General features: G+C 64.0%; 26 protein-coding genes. 22 read left to right on the top strand and 4 right to left on the bottom strand.

Translation table 11 applies throughout. From position 1 onward, the window contains the following. Positions 1–10: 10 nt before the first annotated feature. From ACPJW8_RS15040 to ACPJW8_RS15030, 3 genes are read left to right on the top strand one after another with little or no spacing between them, the layout of a single operon-like run. Entirely contained in the window at positions 11–697 is a 687-nt protein-coding gene (locus ACPJW8_RS15040; RefSeq protein ID WP_330187196.1) for a Poxvirus protein I5, read from the top strand. Between the two features lie 9 nt (positions 698–706). Further along, positions 707–2,023 carry an MFS transporter gene (locus ACPJW8_RS15035; protein WP_425256356.1) on the top strand — a complete coding sequence of 439 codons (1,317 nt, stop codon included), beginning with the start codon at positions 707–709 and terminating at the stop codon, positions 2,021–2,023. A gap of 32 nt (positions 2,024–2,055) precedes the next feature. Beyond that, complete coding sequence (locus ACPJW8_RS15030; protein ID WP_330187197.1) at positions 2,056–3,285, top strand: pyridoxal phosphate-dependent aminotransferase; 1,230 nt, start codon at positions 2,056–2,058, stop codon at positions 3,283–3,285. Here the strand turns inward: ACPJW8_RS15030 and ACPJW8_RS15025 are convergent. After that, positions 3,218–4,438 (bottom strand): Gfo/Idh/MocA family oxidoreductase, encoded by a 1,221-nt coding sequence (locus ACPJW8_RS15025; RefSeq protein WP_330187198.1) that lies wholly within the window; start codon positions 4,436–4,438, stop codon positions 3,218–3,220. The genes ACPJW8_RS15030 and ACPJW8_RS15025 overlap by 68 nt on opposite strands. A gap of 236 nt (positions 4,439–4,674) precedes the next feature. Here ACPJW8_RS15025 and ACPJW8_RS15020 point away from each other — a divergent pair, with 236 nt between their 5' ends. From ACPJW8_RS15020 to ACPJW8_RS14990, 7 genes are all read left to right on the top strand, one after another. Further along, a complete protein-coding gene (locus ACPJW8_RS15020) occupies positions 4,675–5,361 on the top strand; it encodes a YesL family protein (RefSeq protein ID WP_330187199.1) in 687 nt (228 codons plus the stop codon). Between the two features lie 37 nt (positions 5,362–5,398). Beyond that, positions 5,399–6,931 carry an extracellular solute-binding protein gene (locus ACPJW8_RS15015; protein ID WP_330187200.1) on the top strand — a complete coding sequence of 511 codons (1,533 nt, stop codon included), beginning with the start codon at positions 5,399–5,401 and terminating at the stop codon, positions 6,929–6,931. Beyond that, positions 6,932–7,906: an ABC transporter permease gene (locus tag ACPJW8_RS15010; RefSeq protein ID WP_330187201.1), complete on the top strand. Its 975-nt coding sequence runs from the start codon at positions 6,932–6,934 to the stop codon at positions 7,904–7,906. Next, positions 7,907–8,779, top strand: a complete 873-nt coding sequence (locus tag ACPJW8_RS15005; RefSeq protein WP_330187202.1) for a carbohydrate ABC transporter permease — start codon at positions 7,907–7,909, stop codon at positions 8,777–8,779. It abuts the gene before it with no gap. 17 nt (positions 8,780–8,796) lie between these two features. Next, the gene (locus tag ACPJW8_RS15000) at positions 8,797–9,444 is read left to right on the top strand and encodes a rhamnogalacturonan acetylesterase (RefSeq protein ID WP_330187203.1); all 648 of its coding nucleotides are present in this window, start codon (positions 8,797–8,799) and stop codon (positions 9,442–9,444) included. Continuing rightward, a complete protein-coding gene (locus ACPJW8_RS14995; protein WP_330187204.1) occupies positions 9,437–10,102 on the top strand; it encodes a DUF1961 family protein in 666 nt (221 codons plus the stop codon). The genes ACPJW8_RS15000 and ACPJW8_RS14995 overlap by 8 nt, the downstream gene beginning before the upstream one ends. 108 nt (positions 10,103–10,210) lie before the next feature. Beyond that, positions 10,211–10,378 (top strand): hypothetical protein, encoded by a 168-nt coding sequence (locus ACPJW8_RS14990; protein WP_330187205.1) that lies wholly within the window; start codon positions 10,211–10,213, stop codon positions 10,376–10,378. Here ACPJW8_RS14990 and ACPJW8_RS14985 read toward each other — a convergent pair. Continuing rightward, on the bottom strand, positions 10,375–11,640 hold the full coding sequence (locus tag ACPJW8_RS14985; RefSeq protein ID WP_330187206.1) for a hypothetical protein: 1,266 nt from the start codon (positions 11,638–11,640) through the stop codon (positions 10,375–10,377). The two genes, ACPJW8_RS14990 and ACPJW8_RS14985, sit on opposite strands and share 4 nt — an antisense overlap. A 480-nt stretch (positions 11,641–12,120) precedes the next feature. On the opposite strand from ACPJW8_RS14985, the gene ACPJW8_RS14980 reads away from it, so the two are divergent. Both ACPJW8_RS14980 and ACPJW8_RS14975 read left to right on the top strand, forming a co-directional pair. Continuing rightward, positions 12,121–12,735 (top strand): hypothetical protein, encoded by a 615-nt coding sequence (locus ACPJW8_RS14980; protein ID WP_330187207.1) that lies wholly within the window; start codon positions 12,121–12,123, stop codon positions 12,733–12,735. Then, a complete protein-coding gene (locus tag ACPJW8_RS14975; protein ID WP_330187208.1) occupies positions 12,732–13,073 on the top strand; it encodes a hypothetical protein in 342 nt (113 codons plus the stop codon). The genes ACPJW8_RS14980 and ACPJW8_RS14975 overlap by 4 nt, the downstream gene beginning before the upstream one ends. 21 nt (positions 13,074–13,094) lie before the next feature. Here ACPJW8_RS14975 and ACPJW8_RS14970 read toward each other — a convergent pair whose 3' ends face one another. Continuing rightward, on the bottom strand, positions 13,095–14,114 hold the full coding sequence (locus ACPJW8_RS14970; protein WP_330187209.1) for a LacI family DNA-binding transcriptional regulator: 1,020 nt from the start codon (positions 14,112–14,114) through the stop codon (positions 13,095–13,097). Between the two features lie 150 nt (positions 14,115–14,264). Between ACPJW8_RS14970 and ACPJW8_RS14965 the strand changes: the two genes are divergently transcribed. The 9 genes from ACPJW8_RS14965 to ACPJW8_RS14925 all read left to right on the top strand — a co-directional run bounded on the left by ACPJW8_RS14965 (position 14,265) and on the right by ACPJW8_RS14925 (position 23,853). Beyond that, positions 14,265–14,600, top strand: coding sequence for an L-rhamnose mutarotase (locus ACPJW8_RS14965; protein ID WP_330187478.1), 336 nt, complete (start codon positions 14,265–14,267; stop codon positions 14,598–14,600). A gap of 83 nt (positions 14,601–14,683) precedes the next feature. Continuing rightward, positions 14,684–15,850: an L-rhamnose isomerase gene (gene rhaI, locus ACPJW8_RS14960; RefSeq protein ID WP_330187210.1), complete on the top strand. Its 1,167-nt coding sequence runs from the start codon at positions 14,684–14,686 to the stop codon at positions 15,848–15,850. Between the two features lie 6 nt (positions 15,851–15,856). Further along, positions 15,857–17,908: a bifunctional aldolase/short-chain dehydrogenase gene (locus ACPJW8_RS14955; RefSeq protein ID WP_330187211.1), complete on the top strand. Its 2,052-nt coding sequence runs from the start codon at positions 15,857–15,859 to the stop codon at positions 17,906–17,908. Then, positions 17,905–19,413, top strand: a complete 1,509-nt coding sequence (locus tag ACPJW8_RS14950; protein ID WP_330187212.1) for a rhamnulokinase family protein — start codon at positions 17,905–17,907, stop codon at positions 19,411–19,413. The genes ACPJW8_RS14955 and ACPJW8_RS14950 overlap by 4 nt, the downstream gene beginning before the upstream one ends. A gap of 52 nt (positions 19,414–19,465) precedes the next feature. Next, positions 19,466–20,491, top strand: a complete 1,026-nt coding sequence (locus ACPJW8_RS14945) for an acetylxylan esterase (RefSeq protein ID WP_330187213.1) — start codon at positions 19,466–19,468, stop codon at positions 20,489–20,491. 56 nt (positions 20,492–20,547) lie between these two features. Further along, on the top strand, positions 20,548–21,885 hold the full coding sequence (locus ACPJW8_RS14940) for a glycoside-pentoside-hexuronide (GPH):cation symporter (RefSeq protein ID WP_330187214.1): 1,338 nt from the start codon (positions 20,548–20,550) through the stop codon (positions 21,883–21,885). Between the two features lie 248 nt (positions 21,886–22,133). Then, the gene (locus ACPJW8_RS14935) at positions 22,134–23,264 is read left to right on the top strand and encodes a 3-deoxy-7-phosphoheptulonate synthase (RefSeq protein ID WP_330187215.1); all 1,131 of its coding nucleotides are present in this window, start codon (positions 22,134–22,136) and stop codon (positions 23,262–23,264) included. Between the two features lie 130 nt (positions 23,265–23,394). Further along, a complete protein-coding gene (locus ACPJW8_RS14930; protein WP_330187216.1) occupies positions 23,395–23,607 on the top strand; it encodes a helix-turn-helix domain-containing protein in 213 nt (70 codons plus the stop codon). 147 nt (positions 23,608–23,754) lie between these two features. Continuing rightward, positions 23,755–23,853 (top strand): 30S ribosomal protein bS22, encoded by a 99-nt coding sequence (locus tag ACPJW8_RS14925; protein ID WP_003792170.1) that lies wholly within the window; start codon positions 23,755–23,757, stop codon positions 23,851–23,853. Positions 23,854–23,951: 98 nt separating this feature from the next. On the opposite strand, the gene ACPJW8_RS14920 is transcribed toward ACPJW8_RS14925, so the two are convergent. Then, positions 23,952–24,764 carry an HAD-IB family hydrolase gene (locus ACPJW8_RS14920; protein WP_330187217.1) on the bottom strand — a complete coding sequence of 271 codons (813 nt, stop codon included), beginning with the start codon at positions 24,762–24,764 and terminating at the stop codon, positions 23,952–23,954. 128 nt (positions 24,765–24,892) lie between these two features. On the opposite strand from ACPJW8_RS14920, the gene ACPJW8_RS14915 reads away from it, so the two are divergent. Then, positions 24,893–25,147, top strand: coding sequence for a glutaredoxin family protein (locus ACPJW8_RS14915; RefSeq protein WP_330187218.1), 255 nt, complete (start codon positions 24,893–24,895; stop codon positions 25,145–25,147). Positions 25,148–25,210: the final 63 nt, after the last annotated feature.

Raw genomic sequence — 25,210 nt, 5'->3', positions numbered from 1 at the left:
CAGACAGAAAATGAGCACCATGGACACCTCAAACCGCACGCCGGACAGCAGCGACCGGGCCCCGGTCAACAAGTTCGCACTCTTCGCCGAAACCCTGCTCACCGGCGTTGTGGTCCTGGTGCTTTCCCTTCCCCTGATCACGATGCCCGCCGCTTATGCGGCGGGCATCGCCCACCTTAAGCGCCACCTCGACGGCCGGGACGATTCCATCCGCAGCCTCTGGGACTCCTTCAGGGCTGCGCTTCCCGGCAGCTGGAAAGCCGGATTCGTGACGGCGGCAGCCGCCGTCGTGATTGTGGTCAACCTGCTTCTGGCCTGGGTGGGGCAACTGCCCGGCCAGGACGTCATCCTGCCCGTCACGCTGGTGGTGGCAGCTTCCTGCGCGGTGCTGCTGCTGCGGACTGCCACCGCCTGGTCCCTCCCGAACGGCCTTCCCGCCGTTGAAAAAGGAATGAACCACGACGGCGGCACTTCCGTCCAGCGCACAGGCGGCGCCGCGGTATGGCGGGAAGCCTTCGAAACGGGCAAAGCCGCCAGCACCGGAGACTGGACAGGCTCCGTGCTCCTGGTGGCCGCGCTCTTTATGGCAGCCGTGTTTGTCTGGATGCTGCCGGCGCTGTTCGTGGTGGTTCCGGGGACACTGGTCCTGGCCTCGGCCGCCGTCGAATTCAGGGCACGCAACCGGGCAGGCGGCTAGGCAACACACGTGTCCTCACACGAGCCCGCAACCCCCGAGAACCCAGCTCTTACAGATATTCCAGGGCCTCCCGCACCAGGCCTTCCAGCCACCAAACCCCAGGCGCAGTCCCGCTGGTACCAGCTCCTGGGCAGCCGCAACTACAGGCTGTTCCTGCTGGTCCAGGTCACCGGCGGCATCGGCGTGTCCATGCAGCGGCTGGCCCAGGACTGGCTGATCCTGCAACTGACAGGAAGCCCCGCCGCGGTGGGCCTGGCCGTTGCGCTGCAGTTCCTCCCCATGCTGGTGGTGGGTCCGTTGAGTGGCCTGGTGGTGGACATGTTCCCCAAGCGCCGGATCATGCTGGTGTGCCAGGTGATCGCCGGAGCACTTGCCCTGACACTGGCCATCTGGGCCGGAACAGGGACCATTCCAGTGCTTGCTGTCTACGCCAGCTGCGTGATCCTGGGACTCAGCTCCGCGATCGACAGCCCCACCCGGCAGGTATTCGTCAACGAGGTGGTGGGCGATGCCAGGCTGCGCCAGGCGATCGGACTCAACAACGCCATCATCCAGCTCGGCGCCATGGCGGGCCCGGCCCTGGGCGGCGTCCTCATTGCGCTTTATGGTTCCGCTGCCGCCTTTGCCTCCAACGCCGCGTTGTGCGTGCTGGTGCTGGTGCTGATCCTGGCCATCCGGACGGACCAGCTGCACCACAGCCCCGCAGCTGTCCGCGGACGCGGCCAGGTGCTGGCCGGATTCCGCTACGTTCGCGACAGGCCGCGGCTGCTGCTGATCATCCTGCTTGCCGGGCTGCTGGGCGCCTTCGGCATGAACGGCCCGGTGGTGCTCGCGGCTTTCGCGGACCAGGTGTGGCACAACGGCGCCGCGGGCTTCGGTATCTTCAACACCCTGAGCGCCTGTGGCGCCCTGGCCGGTGCCCTGGTGGCGGCGCGGCTCCATAGCTCCGGGCGGAAAACAATTGTGGTGGCGGCGGCGCTCTTTGGCCTGTCCCAGCTGGTGGCCGCACTCATGCCCACCGTTGAATCCTTTATGGTGCTGCTGGTGGTAGTGGGCATGATGACCCTGGTATTCCTGACGGCAGCCGCCACCACGGTCCAGCTGGAGACAGGTCCGGAAATCCGCGGCCGCGTGATGGCCCTCTACCTGCCGCTCCTTATGGGCGGCCATGCTCTGGGCGGTCTCCTGGCCGGCTGGCTCACCGAGGCCTTCGGCGTCCGGGAAGGACTGGTCACCACAGGTGCGCTGGGCATTCTCTCGGCTGCCGCCGTCGGGCTCCTGCTGTGGCGGAACGGGCAGAACGCGAAAATAGGTCAATCAAAATAACGCTGCCAGTTGGCACTGTGAAAAGATATTCCATGCCTCCGATGCAACTCTCCAGCAAACTCAGGAACGTCCGGTACGAACTGCGCGGGCCCGTCCTGCACGCGGCCCGGGCCATGGAGGCCGAAGGGCACCGCATCCTGAAGATGAACCTCGGAGACACAGCGCCTTTTGGCCTGGAAACTCCGGAGTCCGTGGTGGTGGACATGATCCACCACCTGCGCGGCGCCCAGGGGTACAGCGATTCCAAGGGCATCTTCTCTGCCCGGACAGCGATTTCGCAGTACTACCAGACGCGCGGGCTGATGCAGATCGGCGTCGAGGATATCTTCCTGGGCAACGGTGTCAGCGAGCTCATTTCCATGACCCTTCAGGCCTTCCTGGAAAACGGCGACGAAATCCTGATCCCTGCCCCGGACTATCCGCTGTGGACTGCCGCAGTGACGCTGGCCGGTGGAAAGGCTGTGCATTACCTCTGCGACGAGGAGGAGAACTGGTGGCCGGACATGGCGGACGTCGAGTCCAAAATCACCAGCCGCACCAAGGGGATTGTGATCATCAACCCCAACAACCCCACCGGAGCTGTGTATCCAAAGCGCATCGTGGAGCAGTTCGCGGATCTGGCCCGCAAGCACGATCTGGTGCTGTTCTCCGACGAGATCTATGAGAAGGTCCGCTACGGGGACGCGGAGCACATCCACACGGCCGCCGTCGCCGAGGACGTCTGCTGCCTGACGTTCAGCGGGCTCTCCAAGGCGTACCGGATGCCGGGCTACCGTGCCGGGTGGGTGGCAATCACAGGGCCGCTCGCGGCCACGGAGGCCTACCGGGAGGGCCTGGAACTCCTTGCCTCACTGCGGCTCTGCGCGAACGTCCCGGCACAGCACGCCATCCAGACCTGCCTGGGCGGCTACCAAAGCATCGAGGAACTTATCCGTCCCGGCGGCCGGCTGCGTGAACAGCGGGACCTGGCGCTGGAGCTGCTCACCGCCATCCCCGGTGTGACGTGTGTTCCGGCAGAGGGCGCCATGTACCTGTTCCCGCGGCTGGACCCGGAAATCTACCCGTTCGAAAGCGACGAGCAGTTTGTCCTGGACCTGCTGAAGGAACAGAAAATCCTGGTCTCGCACGGCACGGCGTTCAACTGGCCCCGGCCGGACCACTTCCGCTTTGTCATCCTGCCGTCCGTGGTGGATATCAGGGAAGCGGTACGCCGGATCGATGCGTTCCTGGCACAGTACCGGAAGGCAGCCGAACAGGACTGACGCCGGCGGCCCAGGGGAGGCCCAGCTCGCTGAAGGTGGAATGCGTGGCGGTGGCGCGTTCCACGGCGTCCTCGATGCCCGTCACTACGGCGTGCGCGGCGTCGCCCTCACCCAGCCATTGCACGTACTGCGGGTCAATAGGTGCGGGCAGGGGTGCCGTCCGGATGGCTTCGAGGACCAGCATGAAAGCGCCGCTGTCAGCGAGTGAGCTCAGCAGGGGAGTGCCGTTACGGCGGTGGGCCAGCAGGTTTTCAGTGAGGTCGTCGCGGCCGTATTTTTCCTCCACGGAGGTGCCGTCAACGGTGACCACCAGGCGGTCCTGCGTGTAGTGGAAAACGGCGGTACCACGGCTGCCCTGCAACGTTACGTACGGCTCCACCGGCTCCGCCATGCAGAGCGTGAGCGCACAGGTAACCGGCAGGCCCGTGACCGTCCGGATCCTGATCACCGAGGTGTCATCGGACTCAATGTCGTTGGCACGGAACAGTTCGGTTTCCACAGAGGCAACGTCCGCCGTCGTGCGTGCCCCCGCAATCCGCAGGGCAGTGGCCACGGCGTGCGCCAGCGGATTGGTTGCAACACCGTCCACCACGTCCACGCCGTCAATGGTGCGCTTGCCGGCCCAGCGCGAACGCTTGTAGTAGGCGCGGTCGCGCACCCACTTTCCGGTGGCGCCGATTCCGGTGAGCTCGCCGATCCGTCCGTCAGCCAGTAGATTTTCGATCGCCGCCAGGGCGTGTGAACCCATGCTTTGGAAGCCGATCTGCACTGCCTGGCCGGAGGCCGCAGCCGCATCCTGGAGCCGGTGGTAGTCAGCCAGCGAAGCCACGGGCGGCTTCTCCAGGTAGAGATCGGCACCCGAGGCGAGCGCGGCCAGGCCCAGCGGCGCATGGGTCTGGATGGGCGTGGACACAATAACGACGTCGAGCCCCGGAACTGCCGGCAGCAACTCGTCCAGGCTGCCGAACACTGCTGCTGTTTCCGGCACTTCTCCCGGTGCGGGCGGGTTGGGATCCGCAACTGCAACGAGTTCGACGGCGGACGCGGCCTGGAGGCGCCGGAGGTTGCCCAGGTGGTGGGCGCCGAAGCCGTGGACACCTACCAGCGCCACTTTTGCGGGTGCTGTTGCTGCTGGCTTTGACGGCGTTGTCATGGTGCTCCGGTTCTGCCCCTGGGGCGATGGATGGTGCTTAAAGGCAAGCATGGTAAACGCTTTCCAAGCTCCATAGTGCCCAAAGAAGGCGTCCCCGTCCACTTATGTAACGATTCAAAATACTCCTTGACGTTGTTCCCGGGCGTCCGACAGGATGTGGGAAAGCGATTTCTACGTGACCTATGCCACTGTCGCTGAAAATTCTGCAACGTTGGAGAAGAGGAAGGGGCAGCACCATGCTTCCAGGGACCTGGAGCGCCAAGGCCTATTCCTTCTTCGACACGCTGCTCTGGATCGCCTGCCTGAACATCCTGTGGATAGCTTTTACTGTCGCGGGCCTCGGCGTCCTGGGTGCAGGGCCGGCCACTGCGGCAGCCCACATCATGATCCGGAAGCGCATCCGCGGCGAGCTCGCACCGCTTTTCCGGAGCTTTCCGCGTGAAGTGCTGCGGAATTTCGTCAAGGCCAACGCCCTGGCGCTTCCGGTTATGGGAATAGCCGTGGCAATGGTCCTGAACTGGAACTACTTCTCCGGAAGCAGCGGAGTGCTTTCCAACATGCTGTCCCTGCTCACGCTGGTGGCCGGCGTACTTATGGCAGGCGCGCTGTGCTACCTGTTTCCGATGTTCGCCCGCTATGAGCTGGGGACAGTGCAGTACCTGCTGACATCATCCCGCTTTGCGTTCCGGCACCTTGCCGGCACCGTGATCCTGCTGTTCGTGACGGCCGCTGCGGTGTTTGCCAGCCAGGCGGTTCCTGGCCTGGTGCCGTTCTTCAGCATCGGCGCCTGGCTGTTCGTCACCGGCTGGCTTTGCGACAAATTCTTTACGGCAAACGATGAATCACTGGCCGACGCCGAAGCCGACGCCGACGCCGATGCCCGGCCGGTCCCGTCCCTGGGACACGCCGTTTCCCCTTACTGATCCAACAATCCAACCCCAACGAAGTGGAAGAGTACCCATGATCACTCGCAAAACCAGTCTGGCCGCCGCCGTCCTCACTGCGGCCGCCCTGACGCTGACCGCCTGTGGCGGCGGCGGAACACCCGCAGCCGCGGACCTCACGAAGGTCTCCATCATGGCGCCTTACCTGGAGGCACAGCCACCGGCCAGCGACGGTGCGGTCCACCAGAAGCTGGAGGAACTGACAGGCAAGGACATCGAGATCAGCTGGGTCCCGAACGCCTCCTACGGCGACAAACAGAACATCACCATGGCGTCGGATGACATCCCGCAGCTGATGGTCTTCACCACCAAGTCCTCGGCATTCATCAAGAACGCCGAGGCCGGTGCCTTCTGGGACCTGACGGACAAGCTGGAGAAGTACCCCAACCTGAAGACCAACACCCCGGAGGTCCAGGCGAACTCCAGCATCAACGGAAAGGTCTACGGCGTCTTCCGGGCCCGCTCAGCCATGCGCTCAGCCGTAATGTTCCGCCAGGATTGGCTGGACAAGCTGGGCCTTGAGGCTCCAAAGACCACCGAGGACCTCTACAAGGTAGCCAAGGCCTTCACGGAGCAGGACCCTGATGGCAATGGCCAGAACGATACCTACGGCATCACCATCCCCAAGTGGGGCGGCCTGGGCACCAACAGCCCGTACGACCTCATCGAGGAATGGTATGGGGCCGGAAACCGCTGGACGGAAAAGGACGGCAAGCTGGTTCCCAGCTTCGAAACCGACGAGTTCCTGGAAGCAAACGCGTTCGTCAAGAAGATGATCAGCGAGGGCCTGGTCAATCCGGACTTCGCCACGTTCGACCCCACCAAGTGGAACGAACCGTTCCTGAACGGCAAGGGCGGCATCATCATCGACGTCGACTCCCGCGTCAGCCAGATCATCAACCTTTTCAAGCAGACCAACCCGGCAGACTTTGAGAACAAGGTGGGATTCGTGGGCAACCTTGAAGGGCCCGACGGCGAACTCCACGCCCATCCAACCGACGGCTATGCGGGATTCATCGCTGCCTCCAAATCCCAGGTGCGCACCGAAGCGGAGCTGGACAAGGTCCTTGAGTTCCTCAACGAAATGAACTCCGAAGAAGTAGCCGTGCTGCTGAACAACGGCATTGAAGGCGTCAACTTCCAGGTGGTGGACGGCGCCGCTGCTCCCATCACACCGGAGACCCCCGAAGGCAAAGCTGTCAACACCGACGTCAAGAGCTACGCCCAGCTGGGCATCAACGTCCGCGGCAACAACTTCTACCTGCCCAAGCAGGCCTCCGAGTACGAACAGCAGGTTTACGACAAGCGCCTTGAAGTCACAGCCAACGACCTCAAGAGCGCCGTCTACAACCCGGCTGCCCCGTATGTCTCCGAAACCTACGTGTCCAAGGGCGCCCAACTGGACAACATCGTTTCCGATGCCCGGATCCAGTACCTCGCCGGCCAGATCGACGAGCAGGGCCTGAAGGACGCCATCAAGCTGTGGAACACCAGCGGCGGCGACAAGGTCAAGGAAGAGATCAACAAGCTGTGGCAGGAAAACAAGTAAGTGGCAACGCCCGTCATTGACGCCACCTCCGGGGAGCGGGTGCGGCCCTCCGCCCCCGCTCCCCGGAAACGGCGCGGCCTGGCCGTCCACCTGGCACATTACAAGTGGCTGTATGTGTTGCTGTTGCCCGGTGTGCTCTACTTTGCGGTGTTCCGCTACGCGCCCATGTACGGCGTGGTCATCGCGTTCAAGGACTACGTCCCGTTCCTGGGCATCAACGACAGTCCCTGGGTGGGCTTGCAGCACTTCCAGGATTTCTTCGCCAACCCGGACTTCGGGCGCCTGCTGGGCAACACCCTGATCCTGGCGTTCCTGAACCTTGGCATCGCCTTCCCGCTGACCATCATCCTGGCGCTGCTGCTGAACGAGGTACGGCTGTCCATCCTCAAGCGCACAGTCCAGACCCTGGTCTACATTCCGCACTTCCTGTCCTGGACGATCGTGGCCTCGCTGAGCTTCCTGCTCTTTGCGCTGGACATCGGCCCCATGTTCCACTTCATCAACGGGCTGCTGGGCACGGACATCGACTTCCTCTCAGACCCCGCCTGGTTCCGGCCGTTGATTGTGCTCCAGGAAATCTGGAAGAACACCGGCTGGGGCACCATCATCTTCCTTGCCGCGCTTGCCGGCGTGGACCAGGACCAGTACGAGGCTGCCATCATCGACGGCGCGGGCCGGTTCCGCAGGGTCTGGCACATCACCCTGCCCGGCATCCGGTCCACGATCATCGTCATGCTGATCCTGGCTATCGGCCAGATGCTCAACACCGGCTTCGAACAGATCTACCTGATGACCAACGCGTTGAACCGCGGTGTGGCGGACGTTTTTGACACGTACGTCTACTTCGTCGGCATCACCCAGGGCGCCTACTCCTATTCCACCGCTGTCGGACTGTTCAAGTCCCTGGTGGGAATCGTCCTGATCTTCGGGACCAACTGGGTGGCCAAGCGTTTCAACCAGAGCGGACTCTTCTAGATGAAAATCCACAACACTCCCGGCGGCAGGGTCTTTGACGCCGCCAACTACGTTTTCCTCGCCGCGATCGGCATTATTACGCTGCTGCCTTTTGTGTACGTTTTCGCGGGGTCATTCGCGAACGAAGCGGAGATCACGCGGAGGGCGTTCTTCGTCTGGCCCGAGCAGTTCTCCTTCGCGTCCTACGAATACATCTTTTCCACGCCGTCGTTTGTGCGGGCGCTGGTCACTACGGTGCTGGTCACCGCCGTCGGAACAGTGGTCCAGCTGATCTTCACCGTCACCATGGCCTACCCGCTGGCCAAACGGAACCTGCGCGGCCGCCAGCTGATCCTGTCCCTGGTGGTCTTTGCCATGGTCTTCTCCGGCGGAATGATCCCCACCTTCCTCCTGGTTAAGGAACTGGGGCTGCTCAACTCCTACTGGGCGCTGATCCTGCCCGCGGCCATCAACCCGTTCAGCCTGATCATCATCAAGAACTTCTTCCAGGAACTCCCCGCGGAGCTTGAGGAATCCGCCAAGATGGACGGCGCCACGGAAGTAGGGATCCTCTGGCGGATCATCCTGCCGCTGTCCAAGCCGGTCCTGGCAACGTTCGCGCTGTTCTACGCGGTGGGCATCTGGAACGACTTTATGTCGCCCCTGCTCTATCTCAGTGACAACAGCAAGTGGACGCTGCAAATGTACCTGCGCCAGGTCACCGCGGCCTCGGACCTCCTGGGCACCGGCGACGTGGACCCCAACTACATCCCGCCGGCCCAAGGCATCAAGTTCGCCGTGATCGTTGTTGCAACCCTGCCCATCCTGCTCTTTTATCCCTTCCTGCAGAAGCACTTCGCCAAGGGCATGTTGATCGGCTCGGTCAAGGGCTGAAGATTAAGGACCATTCCATGAAGATCCTGATTGCCGGCGATTCGACCGCCGCAAACTGTCCCACGCACGAATACCCCATGAGCGGCTGGGGAGCCCAGCTGGCCCCGCACGTCTTCACCTGGGCCGCTGTGCACAACTACGCCAAGGGCGGGGCTTCCACGGAGTCCTTCCGGGCGGAGGGGCTCTGGCACCAGTTGATGCCGCTGGCCGGCGTGGGGGACGTCGTGCTCATCCAGTTCGGCCACAACGACCAGAAGTTCCCGCACCTGGCCGCCCGCACCGGGTATGCGGACAACCTCCGGCGGATGGTTGCCGAAGTGAAATCCAAGGGCGCGGCACCCATACTCTGCACCTCCGTGGCGCGCCGGCTCTTCAGCGGCGGGAAACTGGAACCGACGCTGGGAGAGTATCCCGCCGTCGTGCGTGAAGTGGCTGCGGAACAGGGCACCTTGCTGATTGACCTCAACGCCTGGACCAGCGAACGGTACATGCAACTGGGGGAGGAGGGGTCCCGGGAGATGTTTGTGCATCTTGAGCCGGGCGCCCACGGGCATTGGGCCGGCGGCCTGGAGGACAACACGCACTTTTCCGTGGCCGGGGCGAAGGCAGTCGCCGCGTACGTGGCCGGGCAGCTTGCCTTGCTTGGATACGGTCCCCGTGGCTGAGGTTCTGTACAACAACGCCTTGTCCGGGCCGGAGGACATCCGGGGCTGGGTAGCGGAGGGGCCGGTTGCGGCGTCAATTGACAAGACGGCGGACGGTTCTGCCCTGGAGCTGCGCGGCACCCTGGACGACGCCGAACACGGCGACCACGCGCACTGGACCCTCTGGTGCCCCACGGCGTTCCCGGACCACATCCGTATCCGGTGGGAGTTCCGGCCATTGGAAGAGCCCGGCCTGGCCATGTTGTTCTTCGCCGCGAACGGCCAGGACGGCAAGGACCTGTTCTCGCCGGGACTGGCTCAACGGACCGGCTACTACCCGCAGTACCACTCGGGGGACATCGACGCCCTCCATGTCTCCTACCTGCGCCATAAATACGAACAGGAGCGGGCCTTCCGGACCTGCAACCTGCGCAAGAGTTCCGGGTTTGAGCTCGTTGCCCAAGGCGCCGATCCGTTGCCGCCGGCCGCTGATGCCGTGGGGTTCTACGGCATGGAAGTCGTCAAGGACGGTCCGCGCGTTTCCTTCAGCATCAACGGGCTGCAGCTGTTCAACTGGGAAGACACCTCCGGAAAGGTCCTGGGTGCCGGCTACCTCGGCTTCAGGCAGATGGCACCGCTCCGGGCCGCCTACCGGAACCTTGTAGTGGAACGGCTGTAGCCCCGGGGACATGCAAAGCGGCCCGATCACAGGGCACCCAGGAATGGGGCGGGTGGATATGCTGGCCTTGGCCCGCGTCCCGGGCGCCACGAACTTTGGGGGAGACTCATGGATGCTGCTCATCTGAATACCGCCGTGCTGATCCTGGTGGGTGCCGCCGTCTTCTTCTACGTCCTTTACGGCGTGGTTAAGGCGGCAACCCGGGACGGCATTATCGCAGCCAGGCGGCTGATGGACAAGGATGAGGCCCAGGCCCGGAGCCTGCCTGACGCCTAGTAGCCTGCGGGAGCGTATCCACCATCGCTGCCAAGACCCCTTCCCCAACTTATGGAACCGCGCTCGAAATTCTGGAGGCACCCGGATTTGTCCCAACGGCAATACTCCGGGCTTATCGGGTATCCCAGGGATCCGTTTTCGGCCCCCCGGCTGCGCCACTGGATCTCGATGCCGCCACGTACCGGCCAAGCGCCGAGGCCAGGAGCCCAATACATCTTTCCGTTGGCAAACTGCTGGTAGCAGCCACCGGCCCGCAGACCGCATTGCTCTGCGGAAACGCGTGGAGCGCCCAAGTAAGGCATGTACCTTAGAAACTTCGCGCCGATGGCGCCTGCAGTCAGCTGTGTCCCTGTGGTCGCGCTCCAGGCCAGGTATGCCCCACTCTGGAAGCGTTGGTAGCAGATGGGTTCCTGGCACTCTTCAGATGACAACGGATAGCCCAGGGCGCCTCGTTCGCCGCCCATTGAAGACCAGATGGTCTGGATACCTCCTCGAATGTAGGACGGCCCAACAACCGGGGCCCAATACATTCGGCCATAGGTCATGGCCTGGGTGCAGCCGCCGCCGGTCAAACCGCATTGTTCGTCTGCCGCAGGCCACGCCCTCCATGAACCGAAAGCGCCTATAGCTCCCGCCATGGTGAAGGTGCCGGCCGGTGATGCATACACCGTGGCCCTATCAAATTTTTGCCGGCATCCAGCGTCGGAACAAGCGGTATCGGCGTAAGGGAGGCCCAATTTCGTCTGGTTGGCCAGGAAATACGGCAAGACACCCCCACGGACAACGCTCGGCCCATCAGCGCCTCGCGAATACAGCAAGCCGTCTTCGAACTGCTGCGTACAAAAAGCATCGGAGCACGTTGCCTTATCAACAGGCCAGCCGAGGGGAGGCGACAATGTTGTCTGGCGATAATAGCTCCAGAACCTGCCGGTCAGCAGCACGCCTTGCTCGGCGCCCCGCACGTAGACAGTGCCTCGCTGGAAGGGCTGCTGACAATTCAAGTCCTCGTCGCAAGCGGGCCAATCGGTGGGAAACCCTGCCGCCTCGCCAAACATGCCACCGTTCTTGTTCCAGGTGATGTACGTTTCGCCTATAACGCTGATGGCCTGGTAATAAGCCGCAGGTACATACAATCCACCCGACGTGAATGTTTTCCAACACGGAAAGTTGCCGTTAAGGCATGTGGTGGCGCCGGTTGGCGCGCCGAGTTCGTTTGACAGGCCGGAATAGGCGTGGGTGATTTCCCGTTCGGCCAGCTGCAACGGCGAAAGCGGCGTCGGCGTCGGAGTAGGCGTGCGGGTCGCTGTCGGTGCCGGTGTTGGTGCAGGTGTTGTTGTAGTGGTTGCTAATGCCGTTGTGGCGGCGGTCGCCGCTGGCGTGGAGAGTGCCGCTGCAGAATCCGGGATGGCGGGCGGTCCCGAGGTGACGCTGGGGCTTGGGGCAGGTGACGGAAGAGGAGCTGCGAGCGCGCTTCCGGTCCCCACCAAGGCCACGGACAGGGCGCACGCCACCACCGCCACGTACCTCTTCAGTGTGTACTTAAACGGCGCACTTTTTGTTCGGCGACCTGATCCAACCATGACATGACCCACGAATCCCCCTCTTCGGGGGATTTCATCGGTTCCCCAGCACCTGCCGAATATTCTCACAAGACGGAACGCACGTCCATGGGTAGTGGCAGGGAGAGCTGTGCCCGGGTCAGGCTGTAGCCACAGCCGCCGTCAAGACGTAGTCTTCGGACCATGGCTGCATCCGGGGGTATGGCTCATCGCGTGGTTCCTTCAGCCGTGGTGGCCGTGGTGTTTCCGCTGCTCCTGCTCACTGCCGCCTGCGGCCAGGCCCCGCAGGTTGCCGCTGCGCCGTCAATGACCGGGGGGCTATCGCCGGGTACATCCCCGGCACCGGTTCCGCCTGTGCCGGCGGCCCCCGCAATGGACAGCCAGGATGATTGCCTGGCAGAAGGCGGGGAGGTTCTGAAGGGGGCCGATCCCTTGCTCTGCCAGTACTTCACATCCGGCGCGATGACCCCGTCCTCTGTCCGGACTGGTCCCGGAGCGGACTCCGGCACTTACGCCATCAGATTCGCCGGCGTAGAGTCCGACCGGATTATGACGGTCCGGATCCCTTGTGCGTCCTACGCCGTGGAAGTGGATATCGACGGCGGGACCGTCACCCCCGATCCATCAACGCTGGAGAGTGTTGTGGAAAACTGCAGTTTTCCGTGGGACATGGAACAGGAACGCATGGCGGGTTACCTCAAAAAGCCCCTCCAGGTTGCCGAGACGGACTCCGGCATCACGCTGAGCAACCCCGAGTGGGGGATTTCCCTGCTGCGGACCCCTTATGAGGCGACGTGAAGGCCACGAAGCTGCTGCGGATCGTTGCAACCGTAATGGTTCCGCTCGTTTTGGGTGGCTGCGGAGCCCAACGGCAGCAACCCGAGCCAACTCCGGGGTCGTCGGACCGCTGGCATGTCTTCGTCTCCGGGCCCCGCGGCGATGAGAGCCGCATAGAACCTTGCCTCAAGGACGCCGCCATTGACGAGGCGATCCAGACCCTGGACCTGCCTTCCACGCACCTGGGTATCAAACTGCAAAAGTCTGCAGGGGAAGAAGACGCCCGCCGCATCGCTGAGTGCCTGACCGGAAACCTGGAGAGCGGCGAAGTCAGTATCGGGAGCCCGGCGCGCCGATGATCCGGCCCCTCAACCGGGCTCCTAGCCCTTGACGGTGCTTTGCCTGACCACCAGTTCGGGCGTGAAGACCACCGACCGGTGCTTGTGTTCGCCCACGTTGCCGTTGTTTTCCTCGACCAGCAGCTCAATCGCTGTACGGCCCAGGGCCTCGGTGGGCTGCCGGATCGAGGAGAGGGGAACGACGGCGGAAACGGCGAAGTCGATGTCGTCATAACCGATCAGCGCGGTGTCCTCAGGAATCCGAACCGTGTGCATCATGGTCAGGGACTGCATCACGCCAAGGGCCAGGAGATCGTTCGCGCAGAAGATTCCGTCCGGCAGGCCGCCGTCGCCCCGTTCCACCAGGCTGTTCCCCACTGTGCGCCCGGCAAGGACGGACTGCCCTGCTGCTTCCAGGATCTCCAGGGTTGCCTCCGGTACTTCGGCCACCGCGCGCCGGGCGCCCTCGAGGCGGTCCGCCACCTGGTGGATGGTGAGGGGGCCGCCCACAAATGCCAGACGACGGCGGCCAATGTCCAACAGGTGCCGCGCAGCCAGGTACCCTCCGGCGTCGTCATCCACTGAAACAGAACTGAATCGTGACTCATCGGCGCGACGGTCCACCAGCACCGTGGGAACTCCGCGCTCGCGGAGCTGGTCCAGCCTGTCGATGACATCGCCCACCGGGGAGATCAGCAGGCCTTGGACCCGCTGCTCCTGGAAGAGGTCTATGTAATGGGATTCCCGTTCGGCATTGTGTCCGCTGTCGCCCAGGAGTACGGCGCTTCCGCTCAGCGCGGCAGCATCCTCCGCGGACCGGACAACTGAGGTGAAGAAGGGGTTTCCCACGTCCAGCACAATCAGGCCGATGGTCCGGCTCTGCCCGGCCCGCAGCTGGCGTGCCGCGTCATTGCGGACGAAGCCCAGGTCATCGATGGCCTGGAGGACGCGCACCTTGGTCCGTTCAGACACCCGGTCCGGGTAGTTGAGCACGTTGGAAACAGTGCCCACGGCTACGCCGGCATGGTTGGCTACGTCCTTGATACTTGCTGTGCGACTCATGGTCCTCCACCGTTAACTGCCTGCAATGCCACGTTTCTTTTCCGGTAAGGGCAAGACGGCGGCAGTGCTTGACACCTGCTCGAATTCAAGAGTACTTTGAATCGTAACAATGAAACGATTCAAAGAATGGAAAGTTCAGGTGAGCCGCAGATGCGCGTGTGTTTCCGCTCCACGGTAAACCCGGCACTGATTCCGGAGTACCGCCGTCGGCACGCAGAAGTGTGGCCGGAGATGCTTCGGGAGCTCAAGGCTGCCGGCTGGAACAATTACTCGCTCTTCCTCGCAGATGACGGCCTGCTGGTGGGCTACGTCGAATGCGATGACTTTGACGCGGTCCGTGCCCGGATGGCGCTGACGGAAGTCAACGCCCGGTGGCAGGCGGAAATGGCAAAGCTCTTTGCGGACACGGCGCAGGCGCCGGACGAAGGTTTCCAGGTCCTCGAAGAAGTCTTCAACCTTGAGGACCAGCTGGCCGCCGCAGGCTAGGCGGAACTCCAGCAACACAGCATTTCCCAGCACAGCATTTCAGCAGCACAGACTAACCCCAGAACCCGGAAAGAACCCACACAATGAATGACGTAGCAACGGCGCTGGCAAGACTTGAAGGACTCGCGATCGAGGTGCCCTCGTGGGCGTATGGGAATTCAGGAACCCGGTTCAAGGTGTTCGGTACGCCCGGTACGCCCCGGACCGTCCAGGAGAAGCTGGCGGATGCGGCGAAGGTCCACGAGCTGACCGGCCTGGCCCCCACGGTTGCGCTGCATATCCCGTGGGACAAGGTGGAGGACTACGCCGCCCTGCGGGAGTATGCCGCGGGCTTGGGCGTTGGCCTGGGAACCATCAACTCGAACACCTTCCAGGACGATGAGTACAAGTTCGGTTCGCTGACTTCTTCCAACGCGGCTGTGCGCCGCCGCGCGATCGAACACCACCTGGACTGCATTGAGATCATGAACGCCACAGGGTCAAAGGACCTGAAGATCTGGCTGGCGGACGGCACCAATTACCCGGGCCAGGATGACCTGCGCGGCCGCCAGGACCGCCTGGCGGAGTCCCTGCAGGAGATCTATGCCGCGTTGGGTGATGAGCACCGGCTGGTCCTGGAGTACAAGTTCTTCGAGCCGGCTTTTTACCACACGGACGTGCCGGACTGGGGCACGTCCTACGCCCAGACGCTTGCCCTGGGCGAGAAGGCGTTCGTCTGCCTGGACACCGGCCACCACGCGCCGGGCACCAACATCGAGTTCATCGTGATGCAGCTCCTGCGCCTGGGCAAGCTGGGTTCCTTCGACTTCAACTCGCGTTTCTACGCCGACGACGACCTTATTGTGGGTGCCGCCGATCCGTTCCAGCTCTTCCGCATTATGTATGAGGTCATCCGGGGCGGCGGGTTCGGCAAGGACTCCGGCGTGGCCCTGATGCTGGACCAGTGCCACAACCTGGAAGAAAAGATTCCGGGCCAGATCCGCTCCGTGCTGAATGTCCAGGAAATGACCGCCCGGGCATTGCTGGTGGACACCGCGGCGCTGGAAGAAGCCCAGCGTGCCGGGGACGTCCTGGCCGCCAACGGTATTTTCAACGACGCGTTCTACACCGACGTCCGCCCCGCCTTGGCGCAGTGGCGCGAATCCCGCGGCCTGCCCGCGGACCCGATGGCCGCTTTCAAGTCCAGCGGCTACCAGAAGATGATCAACGAAGACCGCGTGGGCGGTCACCAGGCCGGATGGGGCGCATAAATAGCCATGAACATTCAGAACACTGCTAACAACACTGTTGAAGAGCTGATTTCCCGGTCCAACCGCCTCGGCGCGGACAAGCGGAACACGAATTTCGCCGGCGGCAACACCTCGGCCAAGGGTACGGAGAAGGACCCGGTCACGGGTGAGGACGTCCAGCTGCTCTGGGTCAAAGGTTCCGGTGGAGACCTCGGCACCCTGAAGGCGCAGAACCTGGCGGTGCTCCGCCTGGACCGGCTTAACGCGCTCAAGGGCGTTTACCCCGGCGTCGAACGTGAAGACGAAATGGTGGCCGCCTTCGATTACTGCCTGCACGGCAAGGGCGGCGCAGCGCCGTCGATCGATACCGCCATGCACGGGCTGGTGGACGCTGCACATGTGGACCACCTGCACCCGGATTCCGGTATTGCGATTGCAACAGCTGTTGACGGCGAAGCCCTCACCAAGCAGATTTTCGGCGAGAAGGTCGTCTGGGTGCCGTGGCGCCGTCCCGGCTTCCAGTTGGGGCTGGACATTGCGGCCATCAAGGAAGCCAACCCGCAGGCGATCGGCACCATCCTGGGCGGGCACGGCATTACTGCCTGGGGTGGGACCAGCGAGGAATCAGAGGCCAACTCGCTGTGGATCATCGAGCAGGCCGAAAACTTCATCGCGGAGAACGGCAAGGCCGAGCCCTTCGGTGCAAAGCTCCCCGGCTACGGCGCGTTGCCTGAACCGGAGCGCCTGGCCAAGGCCGCCGCGCTGGCCCCGGTAATCCGTGGCCTGGCTTCTGCTGACAAGCCGCAGGTAGGCCACTTCACCGACGACCCCCGCGTGCTGGAGTTCCTGGAGTCCGCGGAGCACCCCCGCCTGGGCGCCCTGGGCACATCCTGCCCGGACCACTTCCTGCGCACCAAGGTCAAGCCCCTGGTCCTGGACCTGCCTGCGGACGCCTCCATCCAGGACTCGATCGCCCGGCTGCACGAACTGCACGCCGAATACCGCAAGGACTACCAGGCGTACTACGACAGGCACGCGGACGAAAGCAGCCCCGCCATGCGCGGCGCCGATCCGGCAATTGTGCTGGTTCCCGGCGTCGGCATGTTCAGCTACGGCAAGGACAAGCAGACCGCGCGTGTGGCCGGCGAGTTCTACATCAACGCGATCAACGTGATGCGCGGCGCCGAGGCCATCTCCACCTATGCCCCGATCGAGGAATCGGAGAAGTTCCGGATCGAGTACTGGGCGCTGGAGGAAGCCAAGCTCGCCCGCATGCCCAAGCCCAAGTCCCACGCCACCCGCATTGCCCTGGTGACGGGCGCGGCGTCCGGCATCGGCAAGGCCATTGCCACACGGCTCGCCGCGGAAGGCTCGTGCGTGGTGATCGCGGACCTGAACCTGGAGAATGCGCAAAAGGTCGCCGAAGAACTCGGCGGACCGGACGTTGCCATCGGTGTCCAGGCCGACGTGACGGATGAAGACCAGGTCGCCGCCGCCATTGACGCCGCCGTGCTGGCGTTCGGTGGCCTGGACCTGGTGGTCAACAACGCCGGCCTGTCCATCTCCAAGCCGCTGCTGGAGACCACTGAGAAGGACTGGGACCTGCAGCACAACGTCATGGCCAAGGGCTCGTTCCTGGTGGCCAAGGCCGCCGCGAAGGCCATGATCGCGCAGGGCCTGGGCGGGGACATCATCTACATCTCCTCGAAGAACTCGGTGTTCGCCGGGCCGAACAACATTGCCTACTCGGCCACGAAGGCAGACCAGGCCCATCAGGTCCGCCTGCTGGCAGCCGAGTTGGGCGAGCACGGCATCCGCGTCAACGGCATCAACCCCGACGGCGTGGTCCGCGGTTCCGGAATCTTCGCCGGCGGCTGGGGTGCCAAGCGCGCCGCTGTGTACGGCGTTGATGAAGAGAAACTGGGCGAGTACTACGCACAGCGGACCCTCCTCAAGCGCGAGGTCCTGCCCGAGCACGTGGCCAACGCCGCCGCCGTCCTCACCAGCAACGAACTGTCCCACACCACGGGCCTGCACATCCCGGTGGACGCCGGCGTCGCAGCCGCTTTCCTGCGGTGAGCACCACCGGTGCCGGTGTCGACGGCGGCAGGGTGTTTGCCGCCGTCGACATCGGTGCATCGTCAGGCCGTGTCATCCTGGGCCGGGTTAAGGGCCATAAAAAGGACACGGACGACGGCGGCCCGGCAGTTGATCTGCAGGTGGTCCACCGTTTCCCCAACGGCGTGGTGGAGCTCGACGGCGGGCTGCGCTGGGATTTCGACTCACTGTTTGCGGAGGTGCTCAAGGGCCTGGCCACGGCAGCGGAAACCGCCGCGGAAGCCGGGGAGAGCATCGCCAGCATCGGCATCGACACCTGGGCGGTGGACTATGGCCTGGTCAATAAGGCGGGCGAACTCGTAGCCCAGCCCTTCAGCTACAGGGACGGCCGCAGCGCATCCGCCGTCGAACGCGTCCATTCGGTCCTCGATCCGGAACGCCTCTACGCCACCACGGGCCTGCAGTTCCTGCAGTTCAACACCATCTACCAGCTGGCCACTGAGCAGGACCTCGACGGCGTCCAGGCCCTGCTCATCCCTGACCTGATCGCCTTCCTCCTGACGGGACAACGCCGGACGGAGGCCACCAATGCCTCCACCACCGGGTTGTTCGACGCCGTCGCGGGGGAGTGGGCCAGCGAGTTCTTTACCGCGCTGGGCCTGCGGGAGGACCTGTTCCCGCCGCTGATCCAGCCGGGCGAAACGGTGGGCACTATCCTGCCTGGGATCGCTGAAAAGACCGGCCTGGCGCCGCAAACAGCCGTTGTGGCCGTGGGCTCACATGACACCGCCTCGGCTGTGGCGGCGGTCCCCGCGGAAACAGAAAACTTCGCCTACATTTCGTCCGGCACCTGGTCCCTGGTTGGCGTGGAACTTCGCCACCCGGTGCTGACTGAGGCCAGCCGGCAAGCCAATTTCACCAACGAGCGCGGAGTGGACGGCACCATCCGCTACCTGCGCAACGTGGGCGGGCTGTGGCTGCTGAGCGAATGCCAACGTGAATGGGCGGCCCGGCACGGTGAAGAGGTGCCGCTCCCTGAGCTGCTGGAAGACGCAGCAGCGCTTCCAGCGGGCGGTCCCCAGGTCAACGCCGACGATCCGGCGTTCATCGCCCCGGACGGGATGCCGGAACGCATCCGCGCTGCTGTTCGCGCGTCCGGCGGGGAGCTGGCCGACGATCCTGCCGCCATCACACGGTGCATTATGGACAGCCTCGCCGCCGGATACGCCAGGACCATTTCCGACGCTGAACGGCTGTTCGGTAGCACCGTAGAGGTGGTGCATGTGGTGGGCGGTGGATCCCAGAACCGGCTGCTGTGCCAGCTCACGGCAGAGGCGACGGGCAAGACGGTGATCGCCGGCCCGGTGGAGGCAACCGCGCTGGGGAACGTGCTGATCCAGGCGCGTGCCGCCGGGCACGTGAACGGGAACCTGCGTGAACTGCGGCGGTTGATCAGGCCAGCGGAACCGCTGCTATTACGCCCCGTGGCGCCCGCTGTGCCCGGGCACGCGGCGCTGGCAGACTGAGTCCCAGCACCGCACGAACACCCACGCCTTCGTCGTAACAGGAACGGAAGCCATGCCCCTTTTTGACCTGCCCCTGGAAAAGCTCCGCGACTACACCTCCCCGGTGGCGCCGCCGTCGGGGTTCAAGGAATTCTGGGACCGGACCATTGCCGAGGCCCGGGAATTTCCGCTGGCGGCCACGTTCGAGCCGGTGGAAAATTACCTTGCCGTGATCGACACCTTCGACGTCACGTTCGCCGGATTTGGCGGCGCGCCCGTCAAAGGCTGGCTGCACCTGCCGGCCGGGCGCGATTCAGGCGCGGAACTGCCCGTGGTGGTGCAATACGTGGGTTATTCCGGCGGCAGGGGATTGGTCAACCAGGAGACCAAGTGGGCCCAGGCCGGCTACGCGCACTTCATCATGGACACGCGCGGGCAGGGCTACGGCGGGACCAGCGGTGCCACGCCGGACCCGCATTCTTCCGCCGGCGATGTCGCTTTTGCGGGCCTGATGACCAGGGGAGTGGGCCACCAGGACGACTACTACTACCGCCGCGTCTACGTGGACGCGTTCCGGGCGATCGAAGCAGCGCAGTCCCACCCCGCCGTCGATCCTTCCAAAGTGGTGCTGCACGGCATCAGCCAGGGCGGCGGCATTGTGGTGGCTGCTGCGGGGCTGGTGGCCGGAAGGCTCGACGGCGTGGTGGCGGCACTTCCCGACGTCCCGTTCCTGCAGGACTTTCCCCGCGCCATCGACATCACCCCGCGCGGACCGTATCCGGAGATCGCCGGATTCCTGGCCAGACACCGGGACCGCTATGAGGCGATCCTGCAGGTGTTGAACTATTTCGACGGCGTCAACCTGGGCAGATGGGCCACCGCGCCGGCGCTGTACTCGGCCGCGCAGATGGATGACATCTGCCCGCCGTCGACGGTGTTTGCCAGCTTCAACGCCTATGGAACCGGAATTCCAGGCACCGCCCCAACCGGCGGGATCCCGGCCAAGGACATCGAGGTTTACCGCTTCAACAACCATGAAGGCGGTCAGGAACACCAATGGATCCGGCAGTTGGTGTTTCTGCGCAAGATCCTGGGGTAAGTTACTCATACCGGTTGTGAGAAAGCGGTTTCTCAGGATCGCCGGAATGAGGAGCAATGAAGAAACTCAGCAGGCTCAGCGTTGTGGGCTACGGTGCCGGCGACGCCGCGAACAGCATGATCATCAGCACGGGCAACATGTTCCTGCTGGTCTACTACACGGACGTCGCAGGCATTGGCGCGGCGGCGGCGGGGACGCTGCTGCTGGCGGCACGCGTTTTCAACGCCTTTGCGGACATCGCCGCCGGCCGCCTGGTGGACCGCGTGTACAGCAAAAGATGGGGTAAATTCCGCCCGTTCCTGATGTTCGGCTTCGTTCCGCTGGTGCTGAGTGCGGCTGCCTTCCACGTTCCGGACGCGGATCCGGGCCTGAAACTGCTCTATGCGTATTGCACCGACGGCCTGGTGTGTATCGCCTACAGCCTGGTTAATGTCCCCTACGGATGCCTGGTGGGGGCCATGACCCAGGACGCAAAGCAACGCGCGCGGCTGGGAGGGGCACGCACCATTGGTGGGCTGTCCGTGGGCGCAAGCCTGGGCTTCTTTGTCGCACCGCTGCTGGGCGCAGGCCAAGACATGCAGCAGATCTTTACCTGGCTGACGCTGTCCTTTGCCGTGGTGGGGTCAGCGCTCTACATGTTCTGCGGCACGGTCTGCCGTGAGCAGGTTCCCAGCAGCATCCCCAAGATCACGCTCAGCCAAAGCGTGGCGGCGCTGAAGGCAAACTCGCCCCTGGTGATCCTGTGCGTCAGTTCGGTGCTCTTCGTCACCGGCACAAGTGCCACGGGCGCCTCCCAGTTCTACTACCTCCGGGACGTCCTCTCCCGGGTGGACCTGTTCCCCGTTATGGCCGCTGCGCAGGTGGCGATCACCCTGACCCTGGCCGTTTTCATCCAGCGGCCGGTGGCGCGGTGGGGCAAGCGGGCCGTCTACAGCGCAGGCGGAGCGCTCGGAGCAGCGGGCGGGCTGCTGACTTTTACGGCACCGTCGGAGCTGCCGCTGCTTGGGCTGGCCGGCCTGGTGATGGGGCTGTTGGCCTCGGCGACTGTCAGCATCCTGACCTGGGCTCTCATCGCCGACACTGTGGAGTACGGCGAGTGGAAAACGGGCGTCCGGGTCCAGGGCATCAACTACGCGCTGCTGGCAGCCACCAGGAAGCTTGGCATGGGCTTCGGCGCGGCGGTGGTGGCCTTTTCGCTGGCCTGGGGCGGGTATGAGTCAGGTACGGAAGTACAGTCCGACGCCGCCACCCTCGCCATCCGTGCAGCCGCCGGCCTGTTGCCTGCCGCACTGGTGCTGGCCGCCGTCGGGATCATGTGCTGGTACCGGCTGACTGACCAAAGGCATGCTGAGCTGGTGGCAACCCTGTCCCGTGATTCCCAACCCCCGGCCTGACATCTTCGTGACGCCGCGTGTCCCGGTTGTGGACGCCATTTTGCCGCCACGGCAACGGGCAGCTATTGTGTGGCTATGACTAACCGTTGGTATGCGTATTTTTCGTTGGCTCTGGAGGAGCCCGCGTCTAACTGACACGCACCCAACTTCCTTCAGAGCCAACAGGGCAGAGATCATTCTCTGCCCTTCGCCATATCTACGGCGGGTTCTGATCAAGGGCCCGCTCCCATCCCGGAACAGGACCCCTCATGACCCCCGCAGCAGCTGCCACCGCCACGAACTCGACGTCGAACCTGCGCGTCAACCACTTCGCAGCCCTCCCCACGCCCCATGAACTGATGACCGAACTCCCGCTTGATGAGCGGCTGGCCGGTGTTGTGGAGCGCGGCCGCGACCAGGTCCGGGCCATCATGGACGGTGTTGATGACAGGCTGCTGGTTATTGTTGGCCCGTGCTCCATCCATGACCCCGCAGCAGGCCTTGACTACGCGCGCAGGCTGGCAGCCCTGGCGCAGCAGCACGGCTCTGAGCTCCTGATCGTCATGCGGACCTACTTCGAAAAGCCGCGCACCACGGTGGGCTGGAAGGGCCTGATCAACGATCCCCGCCTGGACGGCAGCCACGACATGGTCACCGGCCTGCGCACCGCGCGGAAGTTCCTGCAGGACGTCACGGCGCTGGGCCTGCCCGCCGCCACCGAGTTCCTGGAACCGATCAGCCCGCAGTTCATGGCGGACCTGGTCTCCTGGGGTGCAATCGGCGCCCGGACCACCGAAAGCCAGATCCACCGCCAGCTTGCCTCCGGGCTGTCCATGCCCATCGGATTCAAGAACGGGACCGACGGCGATCTCCAGGTTGCGATCGACGCCTGCGGTGCCGCCTCCGCCCCGCAGGCCTTCCTCGGCATTGACGACCAGGGCCGCGCAGCGCACGTGGCCACCGCCGGCAACCCGGACACGCACGTGATCCTCCGTGGCGGACGCAAGGGCCCGAACTACTCTGCGGCCGACGTCGAGGCCGCCTCGGAGCGACTGGAAGGCAAGCAGCTCAACCCGCGGCTCATCGTTGACGCCAGCCACGCCAACAGCGGCAAGAGCCACCACCGCCAGGCCGAGGTTGCCTTGGAAATCGGCGCCATCCTCGAAGACGGCGGTCCGGCGGCAGGCGCAATCGGCGGCGTCATGCTGGAGAGCTTCCTGGTGGGCGGCGCACAGAACCTTGATGTTGCCGAGCACGCCGCCGGACGCGATGACCTGGTGTACGGGCAGAGTGTGACGGACGCCTGCATGGAATGGGACGTCACGGTTTCCGTGCTGGAGCAGCTGGCGGCTTCCTCCCGGAAACGCCGCGAAGCACTGTCCGCCCAGCTGGCCGGCTGAATAGCCAAAAGCACTTTCACATTGGCACCTTGAGCCTCTAGAGTATCTAGCACATGGTTGTTCAAAGGCCCGGTGATGACGCGCCGTACAAACGGATCGCCGAACACCGCCGGGAGCAAAGGAATATGGAATGTCCGCAGATCAGAACTTCTCCAACGTGAAGTTCCTGACCGTGGCCGAGGTGGCCGAGGTTATGCGCGTATCCAAGATGACCGTGTACCGCCTGGTCCACTCAGGGGAGATGCCTGCCGTGCGCTTTGGCCGTTCCTTCCGGGTCCCGGAGAACGCCGTTGAGCAGTACCTCAAAGGTGCCGTGGTGGAAGGCCGGTCAGACACCGCCTGATCCCGCGGTCAGGAGGTGCCCCTGATTAGCGGTACCCTGTTAAGGAACGTTTTACGTCATTGTAAGAATCTGTCGGTTGTTTCCGTTCGTAGCTTGTCCACGAACACTTTCCATCAGACAGGTACATCTAGTTTGTGAGGAACTTTCGTGGGTTCAGTTATTAAGAAGCGTCGCAAGCGTATGGCCAAGAAGAAGCACCGCAAGCTGCTTCGTAAGACCCGTCACCAGCGCCGCAACAAGAAGTAGATCTACTTCGTTTGCGCTGAATGCCCGTTGCCGTCAGGCAGCGGGCATTTTTGCGTCCTCCCTCGGGCGGGGGCAGGGGTGGTGGGCCGGTGCGAGGGCTACCGGCCGCGGATCCTGGCGAAGCCCTTCCACAGCCCGTAGACCGCGCCGCCCACTGTGGCCGCTTTCAGGCCCAGGGTTGCCGCGCGGCGTCCGGAACGGAAATCGTACACGGGCCAGTTGTGGTCCCGGGCGTGCTTGCGCAGCCGGGCGTCGGGATTGATGGCCACCGGATGGCCAACCAGGGTGAGCAGCGGGATGTCATTGTAGGAATCGCTGTAGGCCCAGCACCGCTTCAGGTTCAGTCCCTCGGCTTCGGCCATGGCCTGTACGGCGCTGGCTTTCGCCGAGCCGTGCAGGATGTCGCCCACCAACCGGCCCGTATAGGCGCCCTCTTCGACTTCGCCCACAGTGCCCAGTGCGCCGGTCAGGCCTAGCCGGGTGGAAATGACTGTGGCAACCTCAATGGGCGTGGCCGTGACCAGCCAGACCCGGCGGCCTACGCGCAGGTGCTGTTCGGCCAGGGCTTTCGTTCCGGGCCAGATCCGCGAGGCAATCATCTCGTCGTAGACCTCTTCGCCCAGCGCCTTGATGTCCGCCACGGTGATCCCCGCGGCCAGGACCAGGGCGGAGTCGCGGACTGCATGGACGTCGCTGAGGTTTTCGCCACGCATCACAAATTTGAACTGCTTCCAGGCGAAGCCGCTGGCCTGGCGCAGCGTAAAGGCTTTCCGCTGGTACATCTTCCGGGCCACGTGGAACAGGCTGGCGCCCTTCATCAGCGTGTTGTCTACGTCGAAGAAAGCCGCTTCGCCGCGGGGAGATGGAGGGGCCGGGCGCGTGGCGACGGCAACGTATTTCTCCTCGGGCATGCCTTGAGTCTAGCCAATCGGGGCCGCTGCGCCCGCCGGCGGCACCCCGGACCGTGGCCAGCCCCGGGAAAACAAGCACTGTACGGCGGGGTGCGGCGGGCGGCGGCGGGCGCGACTACCTTTAAAGTATGGCGAATCCGGAAGTGGTACTGCTGACCAAGTCAGACTGCCACCTGTGCACTGCGGCGCGTGCCGCCGTCGAACGCGTAACTTCAGGGCTGGGAGTGGGATGGTCGGAACAGTTGGTTGACCAGCAGCCCGAGTTGCAGGAGCGGTACGCGGAAGAGATCCCTGTGCTGCTGGTGGACGGCGTGCAGCGGGATTTCTGGACGATTGACGAAAATCGCCTGGAGCGGCTGCTGCGTCGGATCCTCGCAGCGTAACGAACAGCTACCAGTCCGGGTGTCCACTTTGTTGGCGTCCGCTTCAGGGCTCTAGAGTGTAGA

The sequence above is a fragment of the Pseudarthrobacter sp. J47 genome, from assembly GCF_049810315.1.
GTDB lineage: Bacteria > Actinomycetota > Actinomycetes > Actinomycetales > Micrococcaceae > Arthrobacter.
The sequence above is the reverse complement of the archived record's forward strand: the minus strand, read 5'-3'. Positions and strand labels throughout refer to the sequence as shown.